The 25,642-nt window shown below is 72.3% G+C and carries 22 protein-coding genes; 11 read left to right on the plus strand and 11 right to left on the minus strand.

Going from position 1 to position 25,642, the window contains the following annotated elements:
- From ACFQ79_RS02795 to ACFQ79_RS02805, 3 genes are all read right to left on the minus strand, one after another.
- Positions 1-1,593, minus strand: coding sequence for an ABC transporter substrate-binding protein (locus ACFQ79_RS02795; protein ID WP_383579024.1), 1,593 nt, complete (start codon positions 1,591-1,593; stop codon positions 1-3).
- 334 nt (positions 1,594-1,927) lie between these two features.
- Positions 1,928-1,999, minus strand: a complete 72-nt coding sequence (locus ACFQ79_RS02800) for a putative leader peptide (protein WP_383579101.1) — start codon at positions 1,997-1,999, stop codon at positions 1,928-1,930.
- Positions 2,000-2,075: 76 nt separating this feature from the next.
- Positions 2,076-3,308 (minus strand): ROK family protein, encoded by a 1,233-nt coding sequence (locus tag ACFQ79_RS02805; protein ID WP_383579025.1) that lies wholly within the window; start codon positions 3,306-3,308, stop codon positions 2,076-2,078.
- A 599-nt stretch (positions 3,309-3,907) separates the two neighbouring features.
- On the opposite strand from ACFQ79_RS02805, the gene ACFQ79_RS02810 reads away from it, so the two are divergent.
- Both ACFQ79_RS02810 and ACFQ79_RS02815 read left to right on the plus strand, forming a co-directional pair.
- Positions 3,908-4,858 carry a TauD/TfdA dioxygenase family protein gene (locus tag ACFQ79_RS02810; RefSeq protein WP_383579026.1) on the plus strand — a complete coding sequence of 317 codons (951 nt, stop codon included), beginning with the start codon at positions 3,908-3,910 and terminating at the stop codon, positions 4,856-4,858.
- Positions 4,855-6,267 (plus strand): sulfatase-like hydrolase/transferase, encoded by a 1,413-nt coding sequence (locus ACFQ79_RS02815; RefSeq protein ID WP_383579027.1) that lies wholly within the window; start codon positions 4,855-4,857, stop codon positions 6,265-6,267. Before ACFQ79_RS02810 ends, ACFQ79_RS02815 begins: the two co-directional genes overlap by 4 nt.
- A gap of 46 nt (positions 6,268-6,313) precedes the next feature.
- Here ACFQ79_RS02815 and ACFQ79_RS02820 read toward each other — a convergent pair whose 3' ends face one another.
- Positions 6,314-6,682, minus strand: a complete 369-nt coding sequence (locus ACFQ79_RS02820; protein ID WP_383579028.1) for a cupin domain-containing protein — start codon at positions 6,680-6,682, stop codon at positions 6,314-6,316.
- Between the two features lie 384 nt (positions 6,683-7,066).
- Between ACFQ79_RS02820 and ACFQ79_RS02825 the strand changes: the two genes are divergently transcribed.
- The 3 genes from ACFQ79_RS02825 (at position 7,067) to ACFQ79_RS02835 (ending at position 9,573) form a co-directional block, all read left to right on the plus strand.
- Entirely contained in the window at positions 7,067-7,426 is a 360-nt protein-coding gene (locus ACFQ79_RS02825) for an SPW repeat protein (RefSeq protein WP_231076223.1), read from the plus strand.
- Between the two features lie 190 nt (positions 7,427-7,616).
- Positions 7,617-7,970, plus strand: coding sequence for a DUF805 domain-containing protein (locus ACFQ79_RS02830; protein WP_383579029.1), 354 nt, complete (start codon positions 7,617-7,619; stop codon positions 7,968-7,970).
- A 313-nt stretch (positions 7,971-8,283) separates the two neighbouring features.
- Positions 8,284-9,573 (plus strand): ATP-binding protein, encoded by a 1,290-nt coding sequence (locus ACFQ79_RS02835; RefSeq protein WP_383579030.1) that lies wholly within the window; start codon positions 8,284-8,286, stop codon positions 9,571-9,573.
- Here ACFQ79_RS02835 and ACFQ79_RS02840 read toward each other — a convergent pair.
- Complete coding sequence (locus tag ACFQ79_RS02840) at positions 9,551-10,489, minus strand: carbohydrate kinase (RefSeq protein ID WP_383579031.1); 939 nt, start codon at positions 10,487-10,489, stop codon at positions 9,551-9,553. The genes ACFQ79_RS02835 and ACFQ79_RS02840 overlap by 23 nt on opposite strands.
- Positions 10,490-10,702: 213 nt before the next feature.
- Here ACFQ79_RS02840 and ACFQ79_RS02845 point away from each other — a divergent pair, with 213 nt between their 5' ends.
- Positions 10,703-11,254 carry a YdeI family protein gene (locus ACFQ79_RS02845; protein ID WP_383579102.1) on the plus strand — a complete coding sequence of 184 codons (552 nt, stop codon included), beginning with the start codon at positions 10,703-10,705 and terminating at the stop codon, positions 11,252-11,254.
- Positions 11,255-11,290: 36 nt separating this feature from the next.
- Here ACFQ79_RS02845 and ACFQ79_RS02850 read toward each other — a convergent pair whose 3' ends face one another.
- On the minus strand, positions 11,291-11,800 hold the full coding sequence (locus ACFQ79_RS02850) for a GNAT family N-acetyltransferase (RefSeq protein WP_383579032.1): 510 nt from the start codon (positions 11,798-11,800) through the stop codon (positions 11,291-11,293).
- Between the two features lie 123 nt (positions 11,801-11,923).
- Between ACFQ79_RS02850 and ACFQ79_RS02855 the strand changes: the two genes are divergently transcribed.
- A complete protein-coding gene (locus ACFQ79_RS02855; protein WP_383579033.1) occupies positions 11,924-12,601 on the plus strand; it encodes an NADPH-dependent F420 reductase in 678 nt (225 codons plus the stop codon).
- On the opposite strand, the gene ACFQ79_RS02860 is transcribed toward ACFQ79_RS02855, so the two are convergent.
- Entirely contained in the window at positions 12,598-13,839 is a 1,242-nt protein-coding gene (locus ACFQ79_RS02860) for a pyridoxal-phosphate dependent enzyme (protein WP_383579103.1), read from the minus strand. The two genes, ACFQ79_RS02855 and ACFQ79_RS02860, sit on opposite strands and share 4 nt — an antisense overlap.
- 33 nt (positions 13,840-13,872) lie before the next feature.
- Entirely contained in the window at positions 13,873-15,018 is a 1,146-nt protein-coding gene (locus ACFQ79_RS02865; protein ID WP_383579034.1) for a hypothetical protein, read from the minus strand.
- Between the two features lie 422 nt (positions 15,019-15,440).
- Here ACFQ79_RS02865 and ACFQ79_RS02870 point away from each other — a divergent pair, with 422 nt between their 5' ends.
- Positions 15,441-16,910: a PP2C family protein-serine/threonine phosphatase gene (locus ACFQ79_RS02870; RefSeq protein ID WP_383579035.1), complete on the plus strand. Its 1,470-nt coding sequence runs from the start codon at positions 15,441-15,443 to the stop codon at positions 16,908-16,910.
- A gap of 295 nt (positions 16,911-17,205) precedes the next feature.
- Here ACFQ79_RS02870 and ACFQ79_RS02875 read toward each other — a convergent pair whose 3' ends face one another.
- Positions 17,206-18,699: a hypothetical protein gene (locus tag ACFQ79_RS02875; RefSeq protein ID WP_266974490.1), complete on the minus strand. Its 1,494-nt coding sequence runs from the start codon at positions 18,697-18,699 to the stop codon at positions 17,206-17,208.
- A 233-nt stretch (positions 18,700-18,932) separates the two neighbouring features.
- Here ACFQ79_RS02875 and ACFQ79_RS02880 point away from each other — a divergent pair, with 233 nt between their 5' ends.
- The 3 genes from ACFQ79_RS02880 to ACFQ79_RS02890 all read left to right on the plus strand — a co-directional run bounded on the left by ACFQ79_RS02880 (position 18,933) and on the right by ACFQ79_RS02890 (position 24,700).
- A complete protein-coding gene (locus ACFQ79_RS02880) occupies positions 18,933-20,060 on the plus strand; it encodes an aminoglycoside phosphotransferase family protein (protein WP_383579036.1) in 1,128 nt (375 codons plus the stop codon).
- Between the two features lie 350 nt (positions 20,061-20,410).
- Positions 20,411-22,342 (plus strand): N-acetylmuramoyl-L-alanine amidase, encoded by a 1,932-nt coding sequence (locus ACFQ79_RS02885; protein WP_383579104.1) that lies wholly within the window; start codon positions 20,411-20,413, stop codon positions 22,340-22,342.
- 159 nt (positions 22,343-22,501) lie between these two features.
- Positions 22,502-24,700 (plus strand): germacradienol/geosmin synthase, encoded by a 2,199-nt coding sequence (locus tag ACFQ79_RS02890; RefSeq protein WP_383579037.1) that lies wholly within the window; start codon positions 22,502-22,504, stop codon positions 24,698-24,700.
- A gap of 45 nt (positions 24,701-24,745) precedes the next feature.
- Here the strand turns inward: ACFQ79_RS02890 and ACFQ79_RS02895 are convergent, their stop codons facing one another.
- The gene (locus tag ACFQ79_RS02895) at positions 24,746-25,111 is read right to left on the minus strand and encodes an RNA-binding S4 domain-containing protein (RefSeq protein ID WP_030314775.1); all 366 of its coding nucleotides are present in this window, start codon (positions 25,109-25,111) and stop codon (positions 24,746-24,748) included.
- A gap of 18 nt (positions 25,112-25,129) precedes the next feature.
- Complete coding sequence (locus ACFQ79_RS02900) at positions 25,130-25,630, minus strand: hypothetical protein (protein WP_383579038.1); 501 nt, start codon at positions 25,628-25,630, stop codon at positions 25,130-25,132.
- Between the last annotated feature and the right edge of the window lie 12 nt (positions 25,631-25,642).

The following is a 25,642-nucleotide window of genomic DNA, read 5'->3' on the forward strand; positions in this document are numbered from 1 at the left end:
TCAGCCCGCCAGGTAGGCGTCGTCGAGGTTGAGGTAGGAGAACTTATTGAGGGTGACGCCGTGCAGCTTCTTCGCGGCGACCTGGACGGCGCCGCGGATGACGAGGTCGATGATGAACGCCTCGTCGAGGAGGGTGTCGGTGATCTGCTGCCGGAGGGCGTTGGCACGCGCGCCGGTCCCCGGCGTGGTCCAGGCCTCGCGGACCACCTTCGTGTAGGCGGCGGAGCGGAACTTCGAGGTGTTCTTGGCCTCGTTGAAGGGGTACGCGCTGACGGCGAGGGTGGAGGGCTGGACCTGGGCGAAGCCGTGGCTCATGGCCCAGAGACCGGGCATCTTCTGGGAGATGAGGTTCTTCTGCGCCGTGGCCGGGTCGGTGGGCTGGAGGGTGACCTGGACGCCGATCTGCTTGAGGTCGTACTGGATCGCCTCGGCGACCGCGGTGTCGCCGGGCAGGTTGATGTGGAGGAGGGGCAGGTCGAGCCGGGTGTGACCGGCCGACTTGAGGAGTTCGCGGGCCTTGCCGGGGTCGTACGTGTAGTGGGTGCGGCCGGCCTCGGTGAAGGCGGGTGAGGACTTGGGCCAGGGGGTGGCGGAGGCGAGCCCGTAGCCACCGAGGACCTGCTTGAGGATCCGTTCGCGGTCGATGGCCCGGGCGAGGGCCTGCCGGACGGTCTTGTCGTTCAGCGGGGCGACGGTGGTGTTGACGCCCAGGTAGTACGCGCCGCCTCCGGTGGTGTACTCGCTGATGGCGAGCTCGGGGGTGGAGGCGACGACGGCGAGGTTCTTGCCGGGGACGCTGAAGGAGAGCTGGGACTGGCCGGTGCGGAGCGAGGAGAGCAGGGCGTCGGCCTGGGGGACGACGCGGAGTTCGACACCGTCGAGGTAGGGGCGGTCGGGCTGCCAGTACTTCTCGTTGCGGGTGAAGGCGAGGCCGGTGCCGGGGCTCCACTTGGTCAGCCGGAAGGGCCCGGTGCCGTTGAGCCTCTTGCCGGTGACGGCGTCCTCGACGCTGTTCCGATCGGCGATGATCATGAATTCGAAGAGGTCGAAGAGGTTGTTCACAGGATGGGCGAGCCGGAGCACGAGCTCGTGGTCGCCGCGCTTCTCGAAGCCGGTGACGGCGGCCGCCGTGGCCCTCAACTGGGCTGCTCTGAGCGGGTTCTGAAGGTTCTTCACCGCGAAGATCACATCGTCGGCGGTGAAGGGACGGCCGTCGTGGTAGGTGACGCCGGTACGGAGCTTGAGGGTGATGCTGCGGCCGTCCTCGGCGTAGTCCCAGGAGGTGGCGAGCTCGGGCTGGGGCTTCAGCCCGTCGTCGTAGCGGGTGAGCGTGTTGTAGATCAGCCGCTGCTGGAGCGACTGGCCGCTCTGGGCGAAGAGGAGGCTGGGCGTGAAGTCGCTGTTGACGGCGACGGTGACGGTGCCGCCGCGGCGGGGCCCCGCACCGGCCTTTCCGGCGGGCGCCTCGGCCCCGGAGACCGCCGAGCGGCAGCCGGCGAGTCCGAGACCGAGCAGCAGGGTGCCGCCGCCCGCGGCGCGCAGGGTGGTGCGCCGGGAGGGGGCGGAGGGTGTGGAGGAGTACAGCTCGGTCATCGATGCCTGCCTGTGGAAGGGGTCGGAGGCGCGCGGGACGTACGGATTCGTTCCGCTGCGGAAGAAAGGAGGGAAGCGGAGAGGGGAGGACGGCGCGCCGGACCCTTGGGGTACGGGGTTCCGGCGCGGCGCGCGAGGATGCGGCGACGCGGTGAGGGCGTACTTGGGCGAGGGCGTGTCGTGGCGAGGGTGTGCCGTGGTGAGGCGTGACGCGGCCCGGCCGGCGTTCAGTACCTCGGGGGGCGCGGCCCGTCAGCGGAGTGACGGCGGGCGACCCGCCGTCGGCAGGGCCGGAGCGGAACGGGTGGGGCCGGTGCGGTGGCCGGCGCCTGGGTCAGACGCGGACGGCACAGAGCGCGCCGGCCTGTCGACAGAGGTCGACGTGCCTGCGGCAGATGAGGCTCATGTCCGGATTCACGGGAGCAATATGGCAGTGGCTTCGCGGGGTGGTCAACCGGGCTTGACCGCATTCTGAGACGACATCAGCTGCCACCCTCCATGGGGAACAGCTCGGCGATGGTCTCAATGGGCCTCCTGAACAGGGGATTCAGCAGAACCGTGCCCGCCGCGACGGGCAGCGTGGCCGGTCCAGCATGCGGACTGACGATGCGTTCGGGATCGTCGCAGACGTGCGAGAGGTCGATCGCGGCCCCCCGGATCTCCTCCAGGTACTCCGGTGCGAGGACGCTCGCCTGCTCGGTCACCACGACCAGATCGGGGTTGACGACGTCGAGCAGGAGGGCGACGGCGCGGCCCACCGCACGGGCCCGCTCGCGCAGCAGCCGGTCGGCCCGCCGGTCCCCCGCCGCCGCGGCATCCACCACGAGGGAGGTGTCGGGCTCGGGCACGATCCCACGGCGTACCGCGGTGCGGCCCAGCGCGGTGTTCGAGGCGGTCGCCTCCAGGCACCCGGAACGTCCGCACGGGCAGGGAACGGTGGAGTCCGGCACGGGCAGGTGCGCCACGTCACCGGCCGCGGCCCCGGGCCCCTGATGGACGACCCCGGCGAGTCCGACGGCCGCGTCGACGACGTTGCCGATGAACAGGTGGACCAGGCTCCGCCGGGCGGCGGGCCGGCCGAAGAGGATCTCCGACTGGGCGATGGAGCGGGCGTGGTTGTCCACGCGCACGGTGTGCCCGCCGAGGCCACGGGCGAGTTCGGCGGCGAGCGGCCGGCGGCGCCACCCCAGGGCCTGGTGGCGGACGACCACCCCCTCGGCGGGATCCACCCAGCCGCCGACCGCGGCGCCGACCCCGAGCAGCGGCCGGCCCCTCGTGTGCGCGTCGAGGAAGCCACGGAGTTCGTCGGCGACGGCAGCGGGCAGCCCGTCCGGCGTGATGCCGTCGTGGGGGTACGAGTGCCGGGCCAGGACCTGTCCGCGCAGGTCGACGAGGGCGAAGGTCGAACCGGGGACGCCCAGATGGACCCCGCCCGCGACGGGTCCGCCGGAGGCACCGATGTGCAGGTCGACGGGGATCTGGGGCCGCCCGACTCCCCCGCTGCCGGCCGGTTCGGGCAGCTCGCGCAGGAGACCCAGCCGGGTGAGGTCGGTGGCCTGGCGCGAGACGGCGGCGGGGCTGAGGCCGGAGAGCCGGGCGACGGCGCTGCGGGCCACCGGTCCGTGGTCGAGGACGGTCCGCAGGACGGTGGCGGCGTTGGCCTCGCGTCGGCCGTCGCCGGCCATCCGGGGACCGTGCGGAGTGTTCCTCGTCATGGGTGCCTCTCTGGTCTCTGTTGCGGTGGTGTGAAATCCCGTGGTGCTCGCCACGGGCACCGCCGGCCTGCCGTCGGCGCTCCTCCCGCTCCCGCCGCGACGGGAAGTCACCACAGGTCAAAGGCGGTTCGACGGGACGAGTCAGGCCGGTTCGGCAGCGCCGGGCCGGCGCCGATTCAACCATCGGGGGCGGCCGTTCGGGGAGTCGACCGGTGCTTGACGCCCCCAGGCGGGCGCTGCGAGTCTCCGGGACATGTTCGCGACCTCCTCCTGTCCCGCCGTCTCCGGCGTCTGATCCTCGCGACCCCTTCCTGTGAGCGGTACGCCGCTCCGGCTCTCGCACGTCGCATCCCGCCCCGAGGCCCGTCGGCCCGCCGCCCGGCCCGTCGTGGCGCTCGAAGGACGCGTGAGACCCCGGTGGGACCTCTTCGGCCCTCGCCGGGGCTTCCCGCCTCCTCATTACTTCCGCTCCGAGATTAATCGGGCCCAGAGCCTGCCCGGGCCCCCTCCGACACCCGTCCGGGCCTCGTCCGACACCCCGCCCGGCCCTCGTCCGACACCTGTCCGGAACCCGTACCGGACCCATGAAAGGACCCACCATGTCGACCGCGACCACCACCGAGTCCGTCACCGTCCAGAAGGTCGGCGGCCGCCTCGGCGCCGTCATCTCCGGCGTCCGCCTCGGCGGCGACCTGCCCGCCGAGACCGTGGCCGAGATCCGCTCCGCGCTCCTCGCGCACAAGGTCGTCTTCTTCCGCGGCCAGGACCACCTCGACGAGGAGGCCCACGAGGCCTTCGGCCGGCTCCTCGGCACACCCGTCGCCCACCCCACCGTCCCCTCTGCCGACGGCCGTTACTCCTTCCCGATCGACTCGGACTACGGCGGCCGCGCCAACCAGTGGCACACCGACGTGACCTTCGTGCCCGCCTACCCCGCCTTCTCGATCCTGCGCGCGGTGGTCATCCCGCCGTACGGCGGCAACACCCTGTGGGCCAACACCGCCACCGCGTACAAGAACCTCCCCGAACCGCTGCGCGCCCTGGCCGACAGCCTGCGCGCGGTGCACTCCAACGACTACGACTACGCGGCCCTGCGCCCCGGTGCCCTCCCGGAGCAGCTCGCCCGCTTCCGCGAGATCTTCGCCTCCACGAAGTTCCTCACGGAGCACCCGGTGGTACGGGTCCACCCCGAGACCGGCGAGCGGACCCTGCTCCTCGGCAACTTCGTCCAGCGGATCAGCGGTCTGACGGGCGCCGACTCCCGCGCCCTGCTGGGCCTCTTCCAGTCGCACGTCGAGCGCCCGGAGAACACGGTGCGCTGGCAGTGGCAGGTCGGCGACGTGGCGATCTGGGACAACCGCGCCACCCAGCACTACGGCGTGGACGACTCCGACGACCACGTGCGCAAGCTGCGCCGCGTGACCATCGACGGCGACGTGCCGGTCGGCGCGGACGGACGCTCCTCGGTGCTCCTCGCGCCCGAGTCCGTCCCGGACCCGGCGTTCGGCATCGCCTCCGGCGACTCGACGGAGGAGCCCGCCGCCGTATGACCGGCGTCCCGCCCCGGGTGATCGTGGTCCTCACCGACCAGCAGCGGTGGGACACCACGGGCGCCCACGGCAATCCGGCCGGGGTGACGCCCGAGTTCGACCGGCTGGCCCGCGAGGGCACCCTGGTCGAACGGGCGATCACCCCCAATCCGGTCTGCGCGCCCGCCCGTTCGGCGCTGCAGACCGGCCGCTGGCCGACCTCCACCGGGGTCTTCCGCAACGGCCTCCCGCTGCCGGCGGACACGCCCACCCTCGCCTCGGTCCTCGGCGCGGCGGGCTATGTCACGGGGTACATCGGCAAGTGGCACCTGGCGGGCGAGGCCTCGCCCGACGGGCCGGTGCCGCCCGGAAGGCGGGGCGGCTACACCCATTGGCTGGCCTCGGACCGGCTCGAGTTCACCTCGGACGCCCACCGCACGGTGGTGTTCGACGAGGACGGCGAGCCGGTCCGGTTGCCGGGCTACCGCTCGGACGCGCTCGTCGACGCGGCGATCCGCTTCGTCGCCGACCATCACGACCGGCCGTTCCTGCTCTTCCTCTCCCTTCTCGAACCCCACCACCAGAACGCGACGGACGACTACCCCGCGCCCGCCGGATACCGGGAGCGGTACGAGGGCCGGTGGCTGCCGCCGGACCTCGCGGCGCTGAGCCCGTCCGCTCCGCAGGGCGGAGCCCATCGGCATCTCGGCGGCTACCTCGGCCAGGTCAAGCGGGTGGACGAGGGGGTGGGGCGGCTGCGTGACGCCCTGCGCAGCCTGGCCGTCGAGGACGACACCGTGCTCGCCTGGACCGCCGACCACGGCTCCCACTTCCGCACCCGCAACTCCGAGTACAAGCGCTCGGCGCACGACGCCTCGGTGCGGGTGCCGTGGGTCCTGACCGGCCCGGGCTTCCGGGGCGGCGGGCTCGTCCGGCAGCCCGTGTCCACGGCCGACCTGATGCCGACCCTGGTCGAGGCCGTGGGACTCGACGTACCGGAAGGAGTGCAGGGCCGGTCGCTGCTGCCGCTGGTCGGCGGCGGGACCGACCCGGGCCGGCCGGCATCCGCGTTCGTCCAGATCAGCGAGGACCAGGTCGGGCGGGCGGTGCGGACCGAGCGGTGGAAGTACGTGGTGTCGGCGCCGCCCGGGGTGGACCCCTGGCGGGAGGCGGCCGCCGACGTCTACCGGGAGACGGAGTTGTACGACCTGGCGGCCGATCCCTACGAGCTGGAGAACCTGGTGGGTCTCGCCTCCCATCGCGAGGTGGCCGACGGCCTGCGCGACGCGCTGACCGAGTGGCTGCTGCGGGTCGAGGGGACCGTGCCGGTGATCGAGGCGGCCCCTTCACGGAGTCTGGACCAGCGGCGTCCCGAGTCGTTCCCGGACGGCCGGGTTCCTTGGGAGGGGGTGCGGTTCGGCCATCGCTGACCGGGGGCGACGACGGTCACGCGGGGAGACCGAAGGGCTCGCCCGGTCAGCCCGACGGCTTCGCGTAGTCGCCGAAACCCGTCCAGTCCAGCGCGACGCAGGCCTCGTCACCGAGGACCCACGCGTCGTGCCCGGGCTGGACCTCCATGTAGTCCCCGGCGCCGTACTCGGTCGTCTCGCCGTCGTCCATGACGACCTTCATCCGGCCGCTGACGATGTATCCCACGTGCGACGCCTGGCAGCTGTCGGTGCCGGCGATCGGTTTGACGTGCTTGGTCCACTGCCAGCCCGGCTCGAACACGGCGCGGCCGACCGCGCCGCTCCTGCCGCTGACCAGGTCGAGCCTGCCCTTGCCGTCCTCGAAGGGGCGGGTCTCGTCCGCCGCGTCGAAGCTCTTCTTGACGATGCCGGTCATCATTCGCTCCCGGCGATGGAAGGACGGAATCCCCGAGTCCACTTCCAGGCTACGCGGGGGCATTCCGGCAGGCACCTCTGCATACGGACGCATACCCATGCCACAGGTCGTTCATATGTGCATTGAATTTTTGTTGAACGGGGATCGCCATTTGGTGGATCCACGCATATCCGCAGGTCAAATTCTGTGCGCATCCCTTACCGGGCAGACCTACACATAAAGGCCAGATAAGAGCACAATGAAGCAGCGGCAGCATGTGCCGCACATGCGGTCAGACGTGCACGACGCCAGAAGGAGGCGAGTCGTATGGCCGACGTCTCTCACCGTCCTGGTGATATCGCAGGACACCCCGATGCGCCGGAAATGCGGGACCGATATGCCCGTATGCTCCAGACCCGAGGTGTCGCGGCGGTCGAGGAACTCGTGATCCTCGCCGGTATCTACGCCGCGATCTCCGCGTGGACGGTCCACTTCTCCGCCACCCAGCCCGCGCTCGCCATCAGCAACCTGGTCGTCGGCATCGCCCTCGCGGTCCTCGGCCTGTGCATGTCGATGGTTCCCGAGCGGTCCCAGGACCTCAACTTCGTCGTCCTGCTGATGGGTGCGTGGCTGATCGTCGCCCCGTGGGTGGTCGGGTCGAGCCCCGACACCGGCACCATCCTCAGCAACGTCATCACCGGCGCGTGCGTCTGCCTGTTCTCCCTCACGGCCGGCGGACTGCTCATGACCAAGCGAAGGACGTGACCCACTGATCCTCTCCCGGAACGGCGGCCCCTCCACCCCCGGAGGCGCCGCCGTTCACTGTTTTCCGCCCCGGAACGGCCACCGCCCGGTAACGAATTGACCCACATGGTTTCAGCCACCTAAGTTCTGCGTAAAGCTTGCTCCACAGGGACAGGCTCCCGCTCGCATACCCAGTCCTTGGGGGGACAAAGTGAACTGGTACCTCGATGTCATCAAGAAGTACGCGGTCTTCAACGGCCGGGCGCGCCGCCAGGAATTCTGGATGTTCGAGCTGTTCAACTTCATCATCGCGGTCGTGCTGATGATCATCGGCTTTGCTCTCGACTTCACGCTCCTGAGCACGCTTTACTCGCTCGCCGTCTTCCTGCCGTCCCTCGGTGTGATCGTCCGCCGTCTGCACGACACGGGCCGCTCGGGCTGGTGGGTCCTCATCGGCCTGGTGCCGATCGTCGGCTTCATCGTCCTCATCGTCTTCGCGGCCACCGAGGGCGACCAGCACGAGAACGCGCACGGCCCGAACCCGAAGCTGGCCCCGGCCTACTGACGGTCCCCCCTCGCGGCGGGTCCCGACCCGCCGAAGGCATCGGCCCGCTGAAGGTCCGGCCCGTCGACGGTCCGGCCTGTCGCAGGCCTCGTCACGCGCATGCGGCCCCCGGAGGAATCCTCCGGGGGCCTTCCGCATGCCGGGGGGCCTTCCCCCGTACCGCTCGGGGCACGTCGTCGCGCGCCACGGTGCCGCCGCATAGAGCCGCCGCGGCGCGTTCGCCCGGGCCGCCTTGTGCAGGATGGCGCACGACCGGGACCGAAGGACCCGCCTAGCCTCGCCGCAACGGCACCAACGAGGGGCGGTACCACCGGTGAACTGGCACATCCACGACTACCGCGAGAGCGATCTCGCCGCCGTCGTCCATCTGATCGACACGACCGCGGAGCTCGGTCAGGAGTCCGTGTTCTCGCTGGCCGAGTGCATCGGCGCCCTGACCACCCGCCAGCCCGCCGTGGTGGCCGTCCACCAGGGCGTCCCCATCGGCGCCGCCCTCGCCTCCGTCTCCGGCGAACGGGCCTGGGTCATGCGGATCGCGATCTCCTCCGCCTGGCGCGGCCGCGGTCTCGCCAGCGCGCTCCTCGTGGAGCTGGAGCGGCGGCTGGTGGCGGCCAGGGTCGGGCGGATCGCGTACGTCCTGCCTGAGGAGGAGCTGCTCGGCGAGGGTCTCCTCAACGCCGGGTACACACGCCAGCCGGCCGTCGCGTACTTCGAGAAGGTGGAGCCGCTGCACGGCCCCGCCGCCGGACTCCTCGACGATCTGGGCGGCCGGCTCCTGCCCGGTGACCTGTGGGCCAAGGTCGCCGGCATGGAGCGGGAGAAGGATCTGATCGAGCGCCGGGTGGTGCTGCCGCTCGCCGAGCCGGAGCGCGCCGGCCGGCACGGGGTGCGGCCGCCGCGCGCGGTCTGTCTGTTCGGACCGCCCGGTACGGGCAAGACGACGTTCGCCCGCGGGGTCGCCTCCCGGCTTGGCTGGCCGTTCGTGGAGATCCTGCCGTCCCGCCTCGCCGACGAGGGGAATCTCGCCGCCGCCCTGCGGTCCGCGTTCGCGCGGATCGCGGAGCTGGAGCGGGTGCTCGTCTTCATCGACGAGGTCGAGGAGATCGCGCCCGTCCGCTCGGAGCCCGCGCAGCCCGGTGGCATGCACGGGGTGACGAACGAACTCCTCAAGCTGATACCGGGGTTCAGGGAGCGGGACGAGCGGCTGCTCGTCTGCGCCACCAACTCGATCCGCTCACTGGACCCGGCGTTCCTGCGGCCCGGCCGCTTCGACTACCTCATCCCGATCGGTACGCCGGACAAGGCCGCGCGTGCGGCGATCTGGTCCCGGTACACCGACGGCAGGACGGACGTCGACATCGACGAACTGGTCCTGGCGAGCGACCTGTTCACCCCGGCCGACATCGAGCACGCGGCCCGGATCGCCGCCCAGGCCTCCTTCGAGCGGGATCTGCTCGCCGTCGGCGGGCGGGGCGTCGAGGGTCCGGTGCCCGGGGCGAGCACCGCGGACTATCTGGCGGCGATCGGCGAGTGCCGGCCGACGGTCACTCCGGAGATGGTCGAGCAGTTCGCCTCGGACATCACCACGCACGCACGGATCTGAGTGCGAACGTCTCGCGGGCGGCGTCCAGTTCGGCCCGGTCGGGCGGCCGGGCGCCGGACCGGGAGACGGTGACGGCCGCTGCCGCGCCCGCCCTTGCCAAGAGGCTCGCGAGGTCCTCGGCGCCGAGTGCGCCGAGGGCGTCCCGATCCCGCCCGGCGAGTGCGTCGAGAACGGCGGACATGAAGGAGTCGCCCGCGCCGACCGTGTCGACGACGGTGACCGGCTGCGCCTCGGCGGCGATCGTGCGGTGGCGGGTGACGGCGAACGATCCGGCCGCCCCCAGGGTGACGAGGACGACGGCCGGGCCGAGGGCGAGCCAACGGGCGGCGACCGTACGCGGATCCTCGCCCGGGTACAACCAGGCGAGGTCCTCGTCGCTCGCCTTGACCAGGTCGCTGAGGGCGACACAGCGCTCGACCCGGGTCACGGCCGAGCCGTGCTCGCCCATCAGTGCGGGCCGCACGTTGGGGTCGTAGCTGACGGTGGCACGCTCCCGCAGCCGCTCGGTCTCGGCGAGGACGGCGGCCGCGCCGGGCGCGGTGACGGCGGCGATCGAACCGATGTGCACATGGCGGGGCGCCAGGTCGGCCGGCGCCCCGCCCTTCAGCGTCCACGCGATGTCGAAGGTGTACGAGGCATGGCCGCGCGCGTCGAGACCGACGACCGCCGACGGGGTGCGTGCGGGCACGTCGCCGACCTCCACCCGTACGCCCGCGCTCTCGAGGTGGGCCTCGATGAGCCGGCCGGTCGGATCGTCGGCGAGCTGGGTGAGCAGGGTGACGTCCCTGCCGAGCCGCCCCAGGCCGTAGGCGACGTTCGCGGGGCTGCCACCGGGATGGACGCGGTCGGCGGCGTCGGAGCCGGCCGGGGCGCGGACGATGTCGGCGACGCATTCGCCGATCACCAGGAAGGACATGGGTCAGATGGTACGGGGCTCCGCACCGCACCGGGCGGGGGACCGGGCGAGCGCGCCGCGGAGCAATATCGTGGTCGTGCGCGCTCCCGTACGACGTCGGGGAGCGACGAGCGACGCGGAACGACGACGACGGGTGACGGCCGGCGAAGGCCGCGAGGGCAGGGCGACGACAGGGGGACCGCTCCGGTGGAGCAGTACGAGGGACTCGAGCTGATGACCGTCACGCGGACCGAGGAGCTGGAGGCGTGGCTGGAGGGCCACCACGCCGACCGGCCCGGGGTCTGGCTGAGGATCGCCAAGAAGGGCAAGGGGGGCGAGTCGCTGACGAATCCGGAGATCCTCGACTGCATGCTGTGCTTCGGCTGGATCGACGGCCAGCGCAAGGGCGGCGACGGGGCCTACTACTTCCAGAAGTACACGCCGCGCCGGTCCCGGAGCCTCTGGTCGCAGGTGAACGTCCGCAAGGTCGCGGTGCTCACCTCGGCGGGCCGGATGCGTGAGCCGGGCCTCGCCGAGGTGCGGGCCGCACAGGCGGACGGCCGGTGGGAGTCCGCGTACCCGTCGCAGGCGGAGGCGACCGTACCGGACGACCTCGCGGCGGCCCTGGCGGCCGACGAGGCGGCGCGGGCCTTCTTCGAGGGGCTCGGGAAGACCGATCGGTACCTGGTGATCATGAGGCTGTGGCAGGCCCGCACCGAGAAGGGCCGGGCACAGCGTCTCGAGCGCATGGTGGCGAGGCTGGCGGCGGGCGAGAAGGTCCGGTGACGGCCGCGCCGTGAGCGACGGAGGCCGGGGCGGCGATCAGCGGCTGCGGCGGTAGAGGACCTGGTGGGCGTCGTACTCGACGAACGAGGAGACATGGGTCATGCCGACGGCCTCCAGGAGCCGCCGGGAGCGGTGGTTCGCCTCCTGGGTCAACGCGACCACACCGGGGGTGTCGAGGAGCGTGGCCTCGACGACGGCGGCGACCGCCTCGCGGGCGTAGCCGTGTCCCCAGTGCTCCGGCAGGAACTGGTACGAGACCTCCGTCTCCCCGTCCCGTGCCTCGGGTTCCACCGTGACGAGGCCGAGCAGGACCTCGTCGGCCGTCCGCACCACCGCGTACACGCCGGGCGCCCCGACGACCCGCCGCTGCCGGATCCGTACGACCTGCTCGGTGACGGGCCCACCCAGATGACGCCTGACCTCGGGGTCCGTCCACAGCCGGGTGACCGCCGGCACGTCGGCGGCGCGAACGGGGCGCAGCAGGAGCCGCTCCGTGGCGAGGGGGGCGGTTCCCGGTGTCGGGGCCGGGATCGACGAGGTGGTCATACGTCCGATCATCTCAGCCCCGCCACCCGTCCGTCGGATCCGGCCGTCGATGCGGCCTAGGACGAGGGGCGGACGAGGGTACGGTCCCCCGGCCGAGGTGCGGGCGGGGGCGGCGGCACCAGGATGACGCTCATGCGAATCGGAATTCTCGGTACGGGAAACGTAGGACAGGCGCTCGCCTCGGCGTGGGCGCGGACGGGCCACGAGGTGGTCCTCGGATCACGTCGGCCGGACGACCCTGAGCTGCTCGCGCGGCTCGAGGAACTCGCCGAGTCCGGATTACGGGTCGACAGCCCGGCGGGAGCGGCGGCGCACGCCGAGGTGCTGGTGAACGCCACCCCGGGTACGGCCTCCGTGGCGCTGCTGCGGTCGATCGGCGCGGAGGTGCTCGCGGACAGGATCGTTCTCGACGTCGGGGTCGGCTTCCTGGAGGACGGATCGCTCTCGCATCCGGGCGTCAGCCTGGGCGAGGAGATCCAGCGGGCGTTCCCGGAGACACGGGTGGTGAAGACGCTCTGCACCGTCGACCGGAAGGTGATGATCGCGCCGGACTCCCTGGAGGGCCCGGCCACGGTGTTCCTCTCGGGGGAGGACGCGGAGGCGAAGAAGGTGGTGCGCGGTCTGGTCGGCGATCTCGGCTGGGCCGACGACGCCCTGCTCGACCTGGGCGGGATCGCGACGGCACGGGGTCAGGAGAACTTCGCCCTGCTGTTCATCGGGATCGCGGTGGCGACCGGGACCTACGAGTTCGGAGTGCGGGTCGTTCTGCCCACCTCGGGCGGGAGCGGCCCCGGCCACTAGCCGATCCTCCCGCCGGCCGCCCCACCGCCCCGCGCGTCCCTCAGGGAGGCCTCGATCGTCGCCCAGTCCGCGGCCATCGGCGCGTACGTCTCCCGTGCGGTGGCCACGTCCTTGTAGCCGCCGGAGGTGACCACGCACACCACCGGACCGTCGTCCTCGCGCGGCCCGTGGGCGCGCAGTCCGGCGAGGCCCGCGGCCGCCGAGGTCTCGCACCACAACCCCTGCGCCGCCAACTCCGCTCGGGCCGCCGCCATCTGTTGGTCCGTCACCGTGCGGGCCCCGCCTCCGCTCTCACGGACGGCGAGGACACCGCGGTAGCTGTTGAACGCGCAGTCGATGGCGTACGCGGTGGTCGGGCCCACGGGGACCCGCGCGACGGGTGCGCCGATACGGAGCGCCTCCGTGAGGGCGCCAGCCGCGGCGGGCTCGGTGGCGTACAGGCGGGGCACGGAGTCGGTGACCCCGAGTCGTACGAGCTCCTGAAAGCCCTTGGCCACGCCGAAGAGCAACTCGCCGTATCCCGTGGGGACATGGACGGCTGCGGGCGCGCGGCCGAGGTCGAGGGCGATCTCGTACGCGAGCGTCTTGTACCCCTCGGGTCCGAAGGGGTGCCCGGTGTGGCCGGTCTCCGTGACGCTGCTGACGTTCTGGAAACCGAGTTCGTCGACGATCCGCCGCATCAGGGGCCGTACCGACTCGTACGGGACGGTCAGCACCGTCGCTCCGTAGGCGCGGAGGTGGGAGGCGACTGCGGGCGGGGCGTACGGGGAGGTGAACACGGCGCAGGGCAGTCCGGCGCGGGCGGCGTACGCGGCGGCGGCCGCGCCGTGGTTCCCCGAGGAGGAGACGACGATGCCCCGGGCGCCGGAGGTGACCGCGGCGCTGACGGCGACCCGGTTGAGACGGTCCTTGTGGCTCCAGGTCGGGTTGCGGGACTCGTCCTTGATCCAGACGCCGTCGGGGAGTGCGACCAGCGGGGTGTTGCCTTCACCGAGCCCGGGTGCGGCCAGCGGAGGAAGGAGCGGGGACCACCGTTCGAGGCCGTGGGCGGCGGGGCGGGTGAACAGGTCGGCGGGGACCTCGTCGTAGGCATAGTCGACGTCGAGGGGGTAGGCGACCTCGTCGGTCGAGGTGATCGGGCAGCCCTCCGTGAGCGGGGGCCAGAGCGGATGGCGCACGGTCGGGTCGGCGAGCGAACGCTGAGTGGTGGCGAGCGAGGTCACGGGGGCCTTTCGGATGGGGACGAGCGCGTACGGGATTCTCTCGCGGGCTCAGTCCGTCATGCGTCGCGTCAGTGCGGCCAGGGCTCCGGGCCGGCGGCCCGGCACCCGCTGCCGCAGGGCGATGAGCAGCGGGCCGAGGGCGCGGGCCCGTGCCCGGTCGCCGATCCGTTCCCACTGGTGGTGGGCCCGGTCCACGGCCCCTTCGACGTCGGTGTCGTCCGTGCGCTGCCCCAGCGCGAGCCGGGCCTCGGCGGCGACGAGCCACAATTCGCAGCTGCGGGCGGGTTCTCCCGCGAGACGGGCGAGGTCGGCCCGTACCTCCGTCCAGTGGACGGCCTCCGCGGACCGGGGCCCGTGGCGGCGCAGCGCCTCGCGCTCCCAGGCCGCGGCCACCGCCGCCGCCTCGCCGTGACGCCCGGCCGCCGCGGCGGCCAGGATCGCGGGGTGCGGGTCCTGTTCGACGACCGGTACGGGGGCGGGGGCGGGAGCCAGGAGGAGGGCCCCCGTCGCGGTCGCGGCGGCCTGGGCGGCGGACTCCGCGTGGAGCGTGGCGTACGGGAGGCGGGCTCCCGAGCGCCAGAGCTCCGCCCAGGACCGCAGGTAGGTGGGAGCGAGGGGCTCGCCCCTGCGCGGGGCGGGGGTCACCCTCCCGTAGAGGGTCGGCCCGGGTCCCAGGTGCAGGAAGCCGGGTGCGGTGGTGAGGCGTTCCCATACGGCGGGGTCGGCCGCGAGGTCGGCGACGACCGTCGTGGTGCCGGGGGCACGGGCGGCGAGTTCGACGGCGAGCCAGTGCCAGGGCAGCGCCGTGTAGCGGAGGGTCGCCGGGGTGGTGCGGGCGAGGGCGAGGTGGGGCAGCTGCTGCCGACGGTCGAGATGGAGCTGCCCCGCGAGGCAGAGCACCAGCGGACCCGGGCTCGCGGCGGCGGCACGCAGGCGGGTGAGGACGGTCTGCGGGTCGAGCGGATCGGCGAGTTCGACGAGCGTGGCGGTGCCGGTTCCGGTGAGGACCCCGGGCGGCACGGCCGCGAGGGCCGGCAGCACGGAAGCGGCGTCCATGGCGCGCCCGCGCCCGGCGGGCGCCGCGGCGAGCAGAAAGGCGGTGCCGGTGGCGGCGGCAGCGGTGGCAGCGGTGCCGGTGGCAGCGGTGCCTGTGCCGGTGGTTCCCGGCGCGCCGACACCAGCCTGAGGCGTCATGCCCACCCCTCCGGCACGAGCCTGAGGCGTCACGCCCACAGCTCCGGCACGAGCCTGAGGCGTCACACCCGCCGCGCCGGTCACTCCTGCCGCTTCCGTCCTCCTCGTACGCACCCCATCCGTCACACCCGTAACTGCCGTACCAGAGGCTCCCGTCGTGCCCTCTTCCGTCCCCGTGCCCGCCCCGCCCGTGACCGCTCTGCGCGTGCTCACCGTGCCGATTCCGTCGTCGTTCACCACCCCCGCACCGTAACCCGTCGCGCCCTGGCCGATAATCGCTGGGCCTTTGACATATGCCGGAAGCACCACCGGATCGAGTGTTGCCAAATCCCTTACGGGTCGTCCCGGGCTGTGCAACAGTCGTATGCGGGCCTCACTTTCACACCTGGCCTGGCCGTGCCGCGCCTGTATCGGAGTACGACATGCCGTCCCCACTGTTCGCGGATCACCCCGCCCAGCAGCCGGAGCCGGGCGCGGTGGACGCGCTGATCTCACAGACCCGCCGCCTGCGCGGCGAGCTCGTCGCCGTGCGCCGGGAAGCCGTGGTGAACGACGACGACCCCCAGCAGCGCTGGCAGCGCGCCCTGTGCGACCTGGCCGTGCATCAACTGGACGACCTCGGGGCCCACTTGGGCCAGCTCCGCGCGGGCGCCCCCGAGCAGCTCGTCACCGAGGAGCCCGCGGAGACGGTCCCCGACACCGCGCTCCCCACCGACCCCGGCACCGCGTACGGCGAGATCTCCCCGCAGCGCACCGGTTCCCTGCTCTCCCGCGTAGGCAGTGCCGAGTGGAACCTCCTGACCGACGAGGTCAGCTGGTCCGAAGAGCTGTTCCAGATCTTCGGACGTACGCGCGAGAGCGGCCCGATGTCGCTGGACGAGATGCCGACGATGGTCTTCGTCGAGGACCAGCCCCTCCTCCAGGGCATGGTGACGGACTGCCTGATCGACGGAAAGCCGATCGACGGCGAGTTCCGGATCGTGCGGACCGACGGCTGCGTGCGCACCGTGCACATGACGGGCGAGCCCGTCCTCGACGCCGACGGCTGCACCGCATCGATGTGGGCCGTGCTCCGCGACGTCAGCGAACTGCGGCGCAGCGAGCGGGCGGTCCGGGAGAGCCGGGACAGCCTGGAGCGCAGCCGCCACATCGAGCAGACCGAGCGGCGGGTCGCCGTCGAGCTCCAGGAAGCGGTGCTCCCCCCCTGGCGCGGCTCGCTCCGCTTCGCCCACGACGGCCCCGCCCCGCTCGACGTGGCCGCACATTACCTCCCGGCCGCCAGCACCGGTCTGATCGGTGGCGACTGGTACGACGCGCTGGCCCTGCCCGACGGGGACGCGCTCCTCACCGTCGGCGACCTGACGGGCCACGGGGTCGCCGCGACCTCCTCGATGGCCATGCTCCTCGGCGCCCTGCGCGGCATGGCCGTGGCCGGGATCCGGCCCGCCGCCCTGATGGGTCATCTCAACCAGCTCCTGGAGACCTCCGTCCAGCCGGCGCTCGGCAGTGCGATGTGCTGCCGCTACGACCCGGTGGCCCAGACACTGACCTGGGCGCAGGCCGGCCACCCCGCCCCGCTGCTGTTCCGCGACGGGACGGGGCACGTCCTCCGGCGGCCCGAGGGCGTCCTCCTCGGAGCCACGACCGGGGCCGTGTACGGCGAGGCCGAAACCCGGCTGGTCCCCGGTGACCTGCTCGTCCTGCACACCGACGGGCTCACCCGTGGCAGCGGTCCCGACGACGACACGGGCACGCGGCGCCTGCTCGCGCTCGGCCGGCGGCTCATCGGGGCGAGGGACGCCCAGGACGGTGTCCGCGCGGTGGTCGAGGAGTTCGGAGAGGAGCAGCGTGCGGACGACGCCTGTGTGATGGTGGTCCGGGTCGGACACTGAACCACGGGACGACCACCGGAGGACCGCCGGAAGACGACCGGACGCGGGGCGCGTCGTAGGACCGCGAGCCCTGGCACGGTCTAGCGCACCGGCGCGCCACGACGCTGTGGCACGGCAGTGCGACCGCAGGGAATCGCCCCTGTCATCGACGGCCCTGAACGCGGTGAACCCGGCCTCGGCGGACCCGACTTCGACCGCACACATCCCCGACTGCCGCTCAGTGGCAGCCCGTTGACGATCGCGCGCTTGGACCGCACGTGAGGCTCCCCGACCCGGCCCCCGGCGTTCGGTCCCCTCAGGCCTGCCCCGTCCTCGGTCGGTTGACCGGGGACCTCGGCAGAGCCAGCTCGATCTCCTCGCGAAGGTGCTCGATCCTCGCGTACCCGGCGTACTGCCCGGTCAGCCGGTACATCTCGCGGAGCCGGTCCCATGTGCGGTGGGACGAGGTCTCTCCCATGGACATCAGGGCGAGCCGGGCGTACCGGTCGGCCTGCTCGGGATCGTCGGCGATGAAGCAGGCCGAGGCGAGCGAGATGTGGTCGAAGAGCTTCGAGCGGTCGTGGCCGCCGCGCCGCAGTTCGAGCGCCAGCTTGGCGTGGCGCTGGGCGGGCACGGCCGCGGCCGGGTCGTGATCCGCCAGGGTGCGGTACGCGAGGGCCTGCATGCCGTGCATGTCGGCCTCGTCGAAGTTCTGCATCCAGCTGGGGTTCTCCTCGTCGCGCCGGTCGGACACGAAGAGGTCCTCGGCCTCGCCGAGGGTCCGGCGCATGGCCTGGCCCCGGCCCATCGAGGCCTGCGCCCAGGCCTCGATGGTGTGGAACATGGCCCGGGTCCTGGGCAGGACGCGTTCGCCCGAGCCGTCCTTGGCGAGCTTCATGAGGTCGAGGGCGTCGTCGGGCCTGCCCAGGTGCACCATCTGCCGGGCGGCACGGGACAGCGCCTCGCCGGCCCTCGGCCGGTCGCCGCCCTCGCGGGCCGCGTGGGCGGCGATCACGAAGTACTTCTGTGCCGTGGGTTCGAGACCCACGTCGTGGGACATCCAGCCGGCCAGGACAGCCAGGTTGGCGGCGACGCCCCAGAGGCGTCGCTGAAGGTGGTCGGCGTGGCGGTAGGCGAGCATGCCGCCCACCTCGTTGAGCTGGCCCACCACGGCCTTGCGCTGGAGTCCGCCACCCCGGGAGGCGTCCCAGGCACGGAACACCTCCACTGAGTGCTCCAGCGCCTCGATCTCCTCCGACCCGATGGGGGCGGCCTCGTAGCGGTCGAACCCAGCGGGGTCGGCGTGGAGGGGATCGGTGGCCCGTGGGGGGGTTCCCTGGCGAGCGGGGTCGGTCTGCAGCCAGTCGTGCATGGCGTTGCTGAGTACGGAGCCGGCGGCAAGCGCGGCACCCGCGCCCACCAGGCCGCGTCGGTTGAGCATGAGGTCCATTCCCGTGAATTCGGTGAGGACCGCCGCCGTACGATCGGGTGCCCAGGGCAGCCCGTCAGGGTTCTCCGTCTTCCTGACGTCCTGCCGCTTTCCGCTGCGCCCGTGTCGTACGAACCCGAGGTCCTCGATGGTCACGACACGGCCGAGTCGCTCGGTGAACAGTGCTGCCAGCACCCGGGGGACGGGATCACGCGGGGTCTCGCCCCGGTCGATCCACCTCCGCACCCGCGAGGTGTCGGTCGCCAGCTGGGGGTGGCCCATGGCCGCCGCCTGCCGGTTGACGAGTCTCGCGAGTTCGCCCTTGGACCATCCGGCCAGGCCGAACAGGTCTGCCAGGCGGGTGTTGGTTTGTCCGGTCACGTCTAAGCCCCCAGGTTCTCGGCTGAGTTGACAGTAGCCCTCTGTCATAGGCCTGGCGACAATTCGCCAGGCTTCGCCAGGGTGCGCGAGATGTTCCGCCACCCGCGCCCGGGTGTCAGGTAGGAACGCGCCACCCCGCCCCGCCGACCGGCCCTCATTCCCCAGGGTGCGGACCGGGGGCGGGCGGGGCGACGCATGCAACTCGTCGGCACACGAAGGGATCTGTCACCTCCATGTACACAGCATCGTCCTCCGTGTCCGCCCCGCCCCGGCCGCAGCACCGGATCGTCCCGGCCGGCGCCGGACCCTACCTCGCACCCGCCCCGCAGGCCGTACGGCCGAGGCGCTGGGCGGCCGGCACGGGTACCCAGCCGATCAGCGGGAGAATCGATCTCTCCGGCCCCCAGGGGGCGCAGCTGAAGATCGCGATCGCCTCCGTCCACCGCATCTGCCCGGAGTTCAACCCGGTCCAGGTGCTGCGGCGCAGCGGGCGTTCCGTACTGATCGTCGGAACGACCGGGCGGACCACGGCGGTCGCGAAGTGTTTACTGGACCACTCCCCCGCGTGGGTCGAGCGGTTCCGGCACGAGATAGCTTCCTACCGCTCCTTCGTCCGCCACCGTCCACCGGTGCGGGCGCCCCGGCTGATCGCGGCCGACCCGGAGAACTGCACGCTGGTGATCGAGCGGATGCCCGGACGGGCGGCGGCGCTCTCGCGCCACCCCGTCGAGGCTCCGCCCCGCGCCGATGTGCGGGCCGCGCTCGGCGCGGTCGCCCGGCTCAACGCCTGGCGACCGCCGGCCGGGACGTTCGACGCGCCGCTGGACTACGGCGCCCGGATCGCCCGCTACCACGAGCTCGGTCTCTTCACCGACCGGGACCGGGACGACCTGCAGAAGCTGCTGCACGGTCTGGCGCACGCGGGCGGCCGCCAGGGCATGGGCCAGTTCTGTCACGGTGACGCCCTGCTCTCCAACATCCTCCTCTCCCCCGCCGGACCGGTCCTCGTCGACTGGGAGCACGCCGGCTGGTACCTGCCCGGCTACGACCTGGCGACCCTGTGGGCCGTGCTCGCCGACGCGCCGCTCGCCCGGCGCCAGATCAGTCAGCTCGCCCAGCAGGCGGGCCCGGCCTCCCGGGACGCCTTCCTGGTGAACCTGATGATCGTGCTGACGCGGGAGATCCGGACCTACGAGACGGCGGTGCAGCGCACCATGAAGGAGGCTCCGCCGGCCGGTTCCGTACCGGTGCCCACGGGCGCGCTCGCGCCCGGCGAGGAACAGCGGCTGCTCCTGAGGCGGCTGCACGACGACTGCGCCATGGCACGGCGGGCCGTGCGCGCGGCGGTCGGGACGCGCTGAACTGGCGGGCCCGACCGACGACACGGGGGGTGCGCCGTGTGCCCGGTGCCGACACACCGGGACGCGGCGCACTGGCACCTCCGCCCTCGGCGGGGCGAGCCATTGGTCCACTCCACTGACGCGTCCCAGGCCCGGGACCTGTCTTCGCGAAACTCTGCCAGTTGGCCTCCATTCCCGCTCTGACGTGGGAACTTCCGTGCGCGTGTGCGTGATTGACGGATCGTCCGGGAGCCGATACCCCTGTACGGGTTCGGTCCCGCACGCCCCGGTGTCACCCCCCGCCCCTGGAGGCTGCCTTGCTCCGTGCCGCGTCTCTCAGACGTACGCCGTCTCGTCGTCTGCCGAAGACCCTGGGCGCCCTCGCGTCCGCCGCCCTGTTGCTCCCGCTGTTGTCCAGCGCCCCGCCGGCCGGTGCCGAGGTGCCCGAGGCGGGTGTCCTCCAGGAACAGTTCGCGCGGGCGGCCGCCCGGCACGGCGTACCGGAGAGCGTGCTGCTCGCCGTGTCGTACCTCCAGTCGCGCTGGGACGCCCACGGCGGCGCGCCGAGTGTGACCGGTGGCTACGGGCCGATGCATCTGACGGACGCGGTGACGGCGCTGGCCGAGGCGCCCCCGCACCACTCGGAGGGAGCGGAGGACCCGCGCGGGGACGCCTCGCGCGCCGTGCGCTCCGGCGCGCGGGCGCCCGAGCCCGCCGCCCTCCCGGCGGCCGGTTCGCTGCCCGCGCGGCTGCGCACCCTGGCGCGGGCGTCCGAGCTGTCCGGGATTCCGGCCGAGGAGCTGCGGACGCGTACGGCCGCGAACATCGAGGGCGGGGCGGCGCTGCTCGCCGCAGCGCAGCGGGAGTCCGGACGTCCGGCGAGCGCGGACCCGGCCGACTGGTACGGGGCGGTGGCGCGGTACTCGGGCGCCGACGACTCGGCGACCGCCGCCAGGTACGCGGACGACGTGTTCGACGTGATCCGGTCCGGCGAGTCCCGGACGACGGACAGCGGGCAGGAGGTGACGCTCGCGGCCGCCCCGGCGGTCACGCCCGACACGGCACAGGTCGCCGGTCTCGGCCTGCGCCCGCCCGCCGACGGTCCCGTGGAGTGCCCGCGCACGGTGGCCTGCGAGTGGATCCCGGCGCCCTACGAGGAGTTCGGCGACGGCGACTACGGCAACCACGACAAGGCGAACCGGCCCGTCTCCCAGTCGATCGACTACATCGTCGTCCATGACACCGAGGCCACCTGGGACGTCACCCTGAAGCTGGTGCAGGACCCGACGTACGTCTCGTGGCAGTACTCGCTGCGCTCCTCCGACGGGCACGTCGCCCAGCACGTGGCGCTCGAGGACGTCGGCTGGCACGCGGGCAACTGGTTCGTGAACGCCAAGTCCGTGGGCCTCGAGCACGAAGGCTTCCTCACCGCGCCGGACTCCTGGTACACGGAGGCGATGTACCGGTCGTCGGCGCGGCTCGTGCGGTACCTCGCCGTCCGGTACGGCATCCCGCTCGACCGGCAGCACATCCTGGGCCACGACAACGTGCCGGGGACGGTGACGTCCACGATCAAGGGCATGCACACGGACCCGGGGCCGTACTGGGACTGGGCGCACTACTTCACGCTGCTCGGCAGGCCGATCACGCCGAGCGCCGGTCCCCGGGCGGGTGTGGTGACGATCCGGCCCGACTTCGGGTCCCACAGGCCGGTCTACACGGGCTGTGTCGCGGCCGGCGAGGCGTGCGCGCCGCACGGCAGCGGGGCGGTGCGCCTGCACACCGGGCCGAGCGCCGACGCGCCCCTGGTGAAGGACATCGGTCTGCGACCGGACGGGCAGGAGTCGACCACCGGGGTCAACGACACCGGGGCGCGGGCGTCGACCGGGCAGAGCTACGCGGTGGCGGAACGCCGGGGCGACTGGACCGCGGTCTGGTACCTCGGACAGAAGGCCTGGTTCCACAATCCGGCGGAGGAGCCGACCGCGGTGAACGCGCGGGGGCTCGTCCTGACGCCCCGCGAGGGGCTGGCGTCGGTGCCGGTGTACGGGCGGGCGTATCCGGAGGCCTCGGCGTATCCGGCGGGTGTGCCGGTGCAGGCGGTGTCGCCGCTGCCGTACCGGCTGCTCGCGGGGCAGCGGTACGTGGTGGGCGACCGGACCCCGGGCGAGTACTACTTCGCGCCGGTGTTCGACAGCAGCGGCCACACGGTCGTCCGGGGGCAGGAGCAGTACTACCAGATCCAGTTCGGCCATCGAGTGGCCTTTGTGAAGGCCGCTGACGTGCGGGTTTCCCAGTCCTGACGAAAGCATGGCCGAAAGGCGAAGGGTGGTGCCGGATGAACGATCCGGCACCACCCCTTCGGCGTTCATAGGACTATTCGGAAGATCGCGTGCGCCGTACGGGCGACGGGTAAAGGTGGGCCCGACACAGCCCATGCTCACCGGAAGGCCCCTCAGCAGATGCCTCAGCCCTTCGTTATGCCGGACTTCTATGTTCCGTATCCGGCGCGGCTCAATCCCCACCTGGAGGCCGCCCGCACGCACACCCGTGACTGGGCGCGGGAGATGGGGATGCTGGAGGGTTCGGGGGTCTGGGAGCAGCACGACCTCGACTCGCACGACTACGCGCTGCTCTGCTCGTACACCCATCCGGACTGCGACGAGGAGGCCCTCAACCTCGTCACCGACTGGTACACCTGGGTCTTCTTCTTCGACGACCACTTCCTGGAGGTCTTCAAGCGGCCCCAGGACCGGGCGGGCGGCAAGACCTATCTGGACCGGCTGCCGCTGTTCATGCCGGCGGACCCGGCGGCGGGCATGCCCGAGCCCACCAACCCCGTCGAGGCGGGACTGGCCGACCTCTGGCTGCGGACCGTCCCCTCGATGTCGGAGGGCTGGCGGGTGCGGTTCGCCGAGGCGACGGAGCACCTGCTGTACGAGTCCCTCTGGGAGCTCGACAACATCAACGACGGGCGGATCGCCAACCCCGTCGAGTACATCGAGATGCGCCGCAAGGTGGGCGGCGCGCCCTGGTCGGCGGGGCTCGTCGAGTACGCGGCGGGGGCGGAGGTCCCGGCCCAGGTGGCGTACTCCCGGCCGCTGCGGGTCCTCAGGGACGCCTTCTCGGACGCCGTCCATCTGCGCAACGACCTGTTCTCGTACCAGCGCGAGGTGGAGGACGAGGGCGAGAACAGCAATGGCGTGCTCGTCCTCGAGAAGTTCCTCGGCTGTACGACCCAGGAGGCGGCGAACGCCGTCAACGACCTGCTGACCTCACGGCTCCAGCAGTTCGAGAACACCGCCCTCACCGAAGTGCCGCTGCTCGACGCCGAGAAGGGCCTCGACGCCGCCGAGTGCGCGGCCGTCGCGGCCTACGCGAAGGGGCTGCAGGACTGGCAGTCGGGTGGCCACGAGTGGCACATGCGCTCCAGCCGGTACATGAACGAGGGCATGGTCGGCGGCCCTTCGCACCTCGAAGGGGTCCTCGGCACCTCCGCGCTCGACATCCGCACCCTCTTCGGCCGCCCGGCGGCGTCGCGGCTGCGGGCGCTCACCCATGTGCCGCACCAGCAGGTGGGCCCGTCGCTGCTGCCGGAGTTCGACCTGCCGTACCCGCTCACCGTCAGCCCGCACCACGCGGAGGCACGCCGGCTGTCGCTCGACTGGGCCGAGCGGTTCGGTCTCCTGGACGACCTCTGGGACCGGCCGCTGGCGGAGGGCTTCGACCTGGCGCTGTGCTCGGCCGGGCTCGATCCGGACGCCACCCTGGAGGAGCTGGAGCTCAGCGCCGAGTGGCTGACCTGGGGGACCTACGGGGACGACTACTACCCCGCCGTCTTCGGCCGCTCGCGCAACCTGCGGGGTGCGAAGGAGCAGACCGAACGGTTCAAGTCCTGCCTGCCGCTGGAGGATCCGGCCGCGGGCGCGGCGCTCGCCGTGAACCCGCTGGAGCGCTCGCTCGCCGACCTCTGGGCCCGGACCGCGGGCCCCATGGCACCGGAGGCCCGCGCCCAACTGCGGTACGCGCTCGACGTGATGCTGGACAGCTGGCTCTGGGAGCTGCACAACCAGGCGCAGCACCGGGTTCCCGACCCCGTCGACTACATCGAGATGCGCCGCAGCACCTTCGGCTCCGAACTGACCATGCTGATGGCCCGGTTGCGGCACGACGAGGTGCTGCCGCCGGAGCTGTTCCGCTCGGGGACCGTGCGCGCCCTGGAGAACGCGGTCATGGACTACGGGACGCTGATCAACGACCTGTTCTCGTACCAGAAGGAGATCGAGGTCGAGGGCGAGGTGCACAACGGCGTTCTGGTGCTGCAGAAGTTCTTCGACTGCGACTACCCCACGGCGGTGGCCATGGTCGACGACCTGATGCGGGGCCGGCTGCGCCAGTACGAGCATCTCAAGACGCGTGAAGTCCCTTTGATGTACCAGGACTTCGGGCTCGACGAGACGGCCCGAGCGGCCTTCGGAGCCTATCTGCGGGAGCTGGAGGACTGGCTCGCGGGCATCCTGAACTGGCACCGGAAGGTGCGGCGTTACGCGGCGGAGGACGTGCACGCGGGCAGCGGTACGGCGCTGCTGCGGAGCGGGCCGACCGGTCTCGGCACCTCGGCGGCCCGGATGGCGGATCTCCTTGGTCCGGTCAGGGTCTGAGGCTGAGGGCGGAGCGGCCGCGCAGGCCGCTCCACGCTCCGGCGATCAGCTGTGCCGGCCGCGCAGCTCGTCGAGTTCGCGGCGGTCCCGCTTGGTGGGGCGTCCGGCGCCCCGGTCCCGTACGGCGGCGACGGCCACGTGCTCGCGCGGCGGCGGGGGCGGGCTGTTGTCCACGTACGCCTCGACGGCGACCGGCGGACCGACCCGCTTGGTGTGGAGTTCCTTGACCTCGACGATCCGTTCCCGCCCGCCGTGGAAGACCCGGACCTCGTCGCCGGGCTTCACCGCCTGGGCGGGCTTGGCGCGTTCGCCGTTGACCTTGACGTGTCCGGCCCGGCAGGCCGCGGCGGCCTGGGCACGGGTCTTGGTGAGGCGGACCGCCCAGATCCAGCTGTCGACGCGTGCGCTCATCGGCCCCCGCTCCCCCCGTCAGCCCTGCTGGAACAGCTCGGCGGACAGCGGCTTGAGCAGCGCGTACAGGTCGTCGGTGATCGGCCGGTCCCAACTGGCGATCGTGACGAGGACGTTGTCGCTGCGGTCGAACTGGACGCAGGAGATGCGGCTCTCGGAGAGCTTGAGGCGACGGACGATCAGCAGGTTGTCGCCCTGCATCACGGGGACGTCCTCGGTGTCGAGGACCTCGACCGGCTCGTCGTTCTCGAGAGCGGCGAGGAGCTGGGCCACCTCGAAGGGGATCTGGCCGTCGGCCAGCTCCCGCGCCGGGGATCCCTCGGGCAGGTTGCCGATGATCATCGCGGGGCCTCGGCCGCCGAACAGGTCGTACCGGAGGAAGACGCCCTGGCAGGAGCCGTCGGGGGCGGGCAGCAGGCCGGCGCCGAGGTTACCGGGCCAGTCCCCCGGGTCCATGGCCAGGACATCGAAGTCCGGGCCCGCGGGAGTGGCGGCGCTGCGGCGGCGGAGGAAGGACATACGGCCATGGTA

The organism is Streptomyces sp. NPDC056480 (genome assembly GCF_042795405.1).
In the GTDB taxonomy this organism is placed as follows: domain Bacteria; phylum Actinomycetota; class Actinomycetes; order Streptomycetales; family Streptomycetaceae; genus Streptomyces.

Excerpts from the sequence above, each read along its gene's own strand:
- ACFQ79_RS02805 (WP_383579025.1), bottom strand. The coding sequence starts at position 3,308 with ATGACGAGGAACACTCCGCACGGTCCCCGGATGGCCGGCGACGGCCGA.
- ACFQ79_RS02850 (WP_383579032.1), bottom strand. The coding sequence starts at position 11,800 with ATGACCACCTCGTCGATCCCGGCCCCGACACCGGGAACCGCCCCCCTC.
- ACFQ79_RS02855 (WP_383579033.1), top strand. The coding sequence starts at position 11,924 with ATGACGCTCATGCGAATCGGAATTCTCGGTACGGGAAACGTAGGACAG.
- ACFQ79_RS02810 (WP_383579026.1), top strand. The coding sequence starts at position 3,908 with ATGTCGACCGCGACCACCACCGAGTCCGTCACCGTCCAGAAGGTCGGC.
- ACFQ79_RS02865 (WP_383579034.1), bottom strand. The coding sequence starts at position 15,018 with ATGACGCCTCAGGCTGGTGTCGGCGCGCCGGGAACCACCGGCACAGGC.
- ACFQ79_RS02895 (WP_030314775.1), bottom strand. The coding sequence starts at position 25,111 with ATGAGCGCACGCGTCGACAGCTGGATCTGGGCGGTCCGCCTCACCAAG.
- ACFQ79_RS02825 (WP_231076223.1), top strand. The coding sequence starts at position 7,067 with ATGCTCCAGACCCGAGGTGTCGCGGCGGTCGAGGAACTCGTGATCCTC.
- ACFQ79_RS02820 (WP_383579028.1), bottom strand. The coding sequence starts at position 6,682 with ATGACCGGCATCGTCAAGAAGAGCTTCGACGCGGCGGACGAGACCCGC.
- ACFQ79_RS02900 (WP_383579038.1), bottom strand. The coding sequence starts at position 25,630 with ATGTCCTTCCTCCGCCGCCGCAGCGCCGCCACTCCCGCGGGCCCGGAC.
- ACFQ79_RS02795 (WP_383579024.1), bottom strand. The coding sequence starts at position 1,593 with ATGACCGAGCTGTACTCCTCCACACCCTCCGCCCCCTCCCGGCGCACC.
- ACFQ79_RS02845 (WP_383579102.1), top strand. The coding sequence starts at position 10,703 with ATGACCGTCACGCGGACCGAGGAGCTGGAGGCGTGGCTGGAGGGCCAC.
- ACFQ79_RS02890 (WP_383579037.1), top strand. The coding sequence starts at position 22,502 with ATGCCTCAGCCCTTCGTTATGCCGGACTTCTATGTTCCGTATCCGGCG.
- ACFQ79_RS02815 (WP_383579027.1), top strand. The coding sequence starts at position 4,855 with ATGACCGGCGTCCCGCCCCGGGTGATCGTGGTCCTCACCGACCAGCAG.
- ACFQ79_RS02870 (WP_383579035.1), top strand. The coding sequence starts at position 15,441 with ATGCCGTCCCCACTGTTCGCGGATCACCCCGCCCAGCAGCCGGAGCCG.
- ACFQ79_RS02840 (WP_383579031.1), bottom strand. The coding sequence starts at position 10,489 with ATGTCCTTCCTGGTGATCGGCGAATGCGTCGCCGACATCGTCCGCGCC.
- ACFQ79_RS02880 (WP_383579036.1), top strand. The coding sequence starts at position 18,933 with ATGTACACAGCATCGTCCTCCGTGTCCGCCCCGCCCCGGCCGCAGCAC.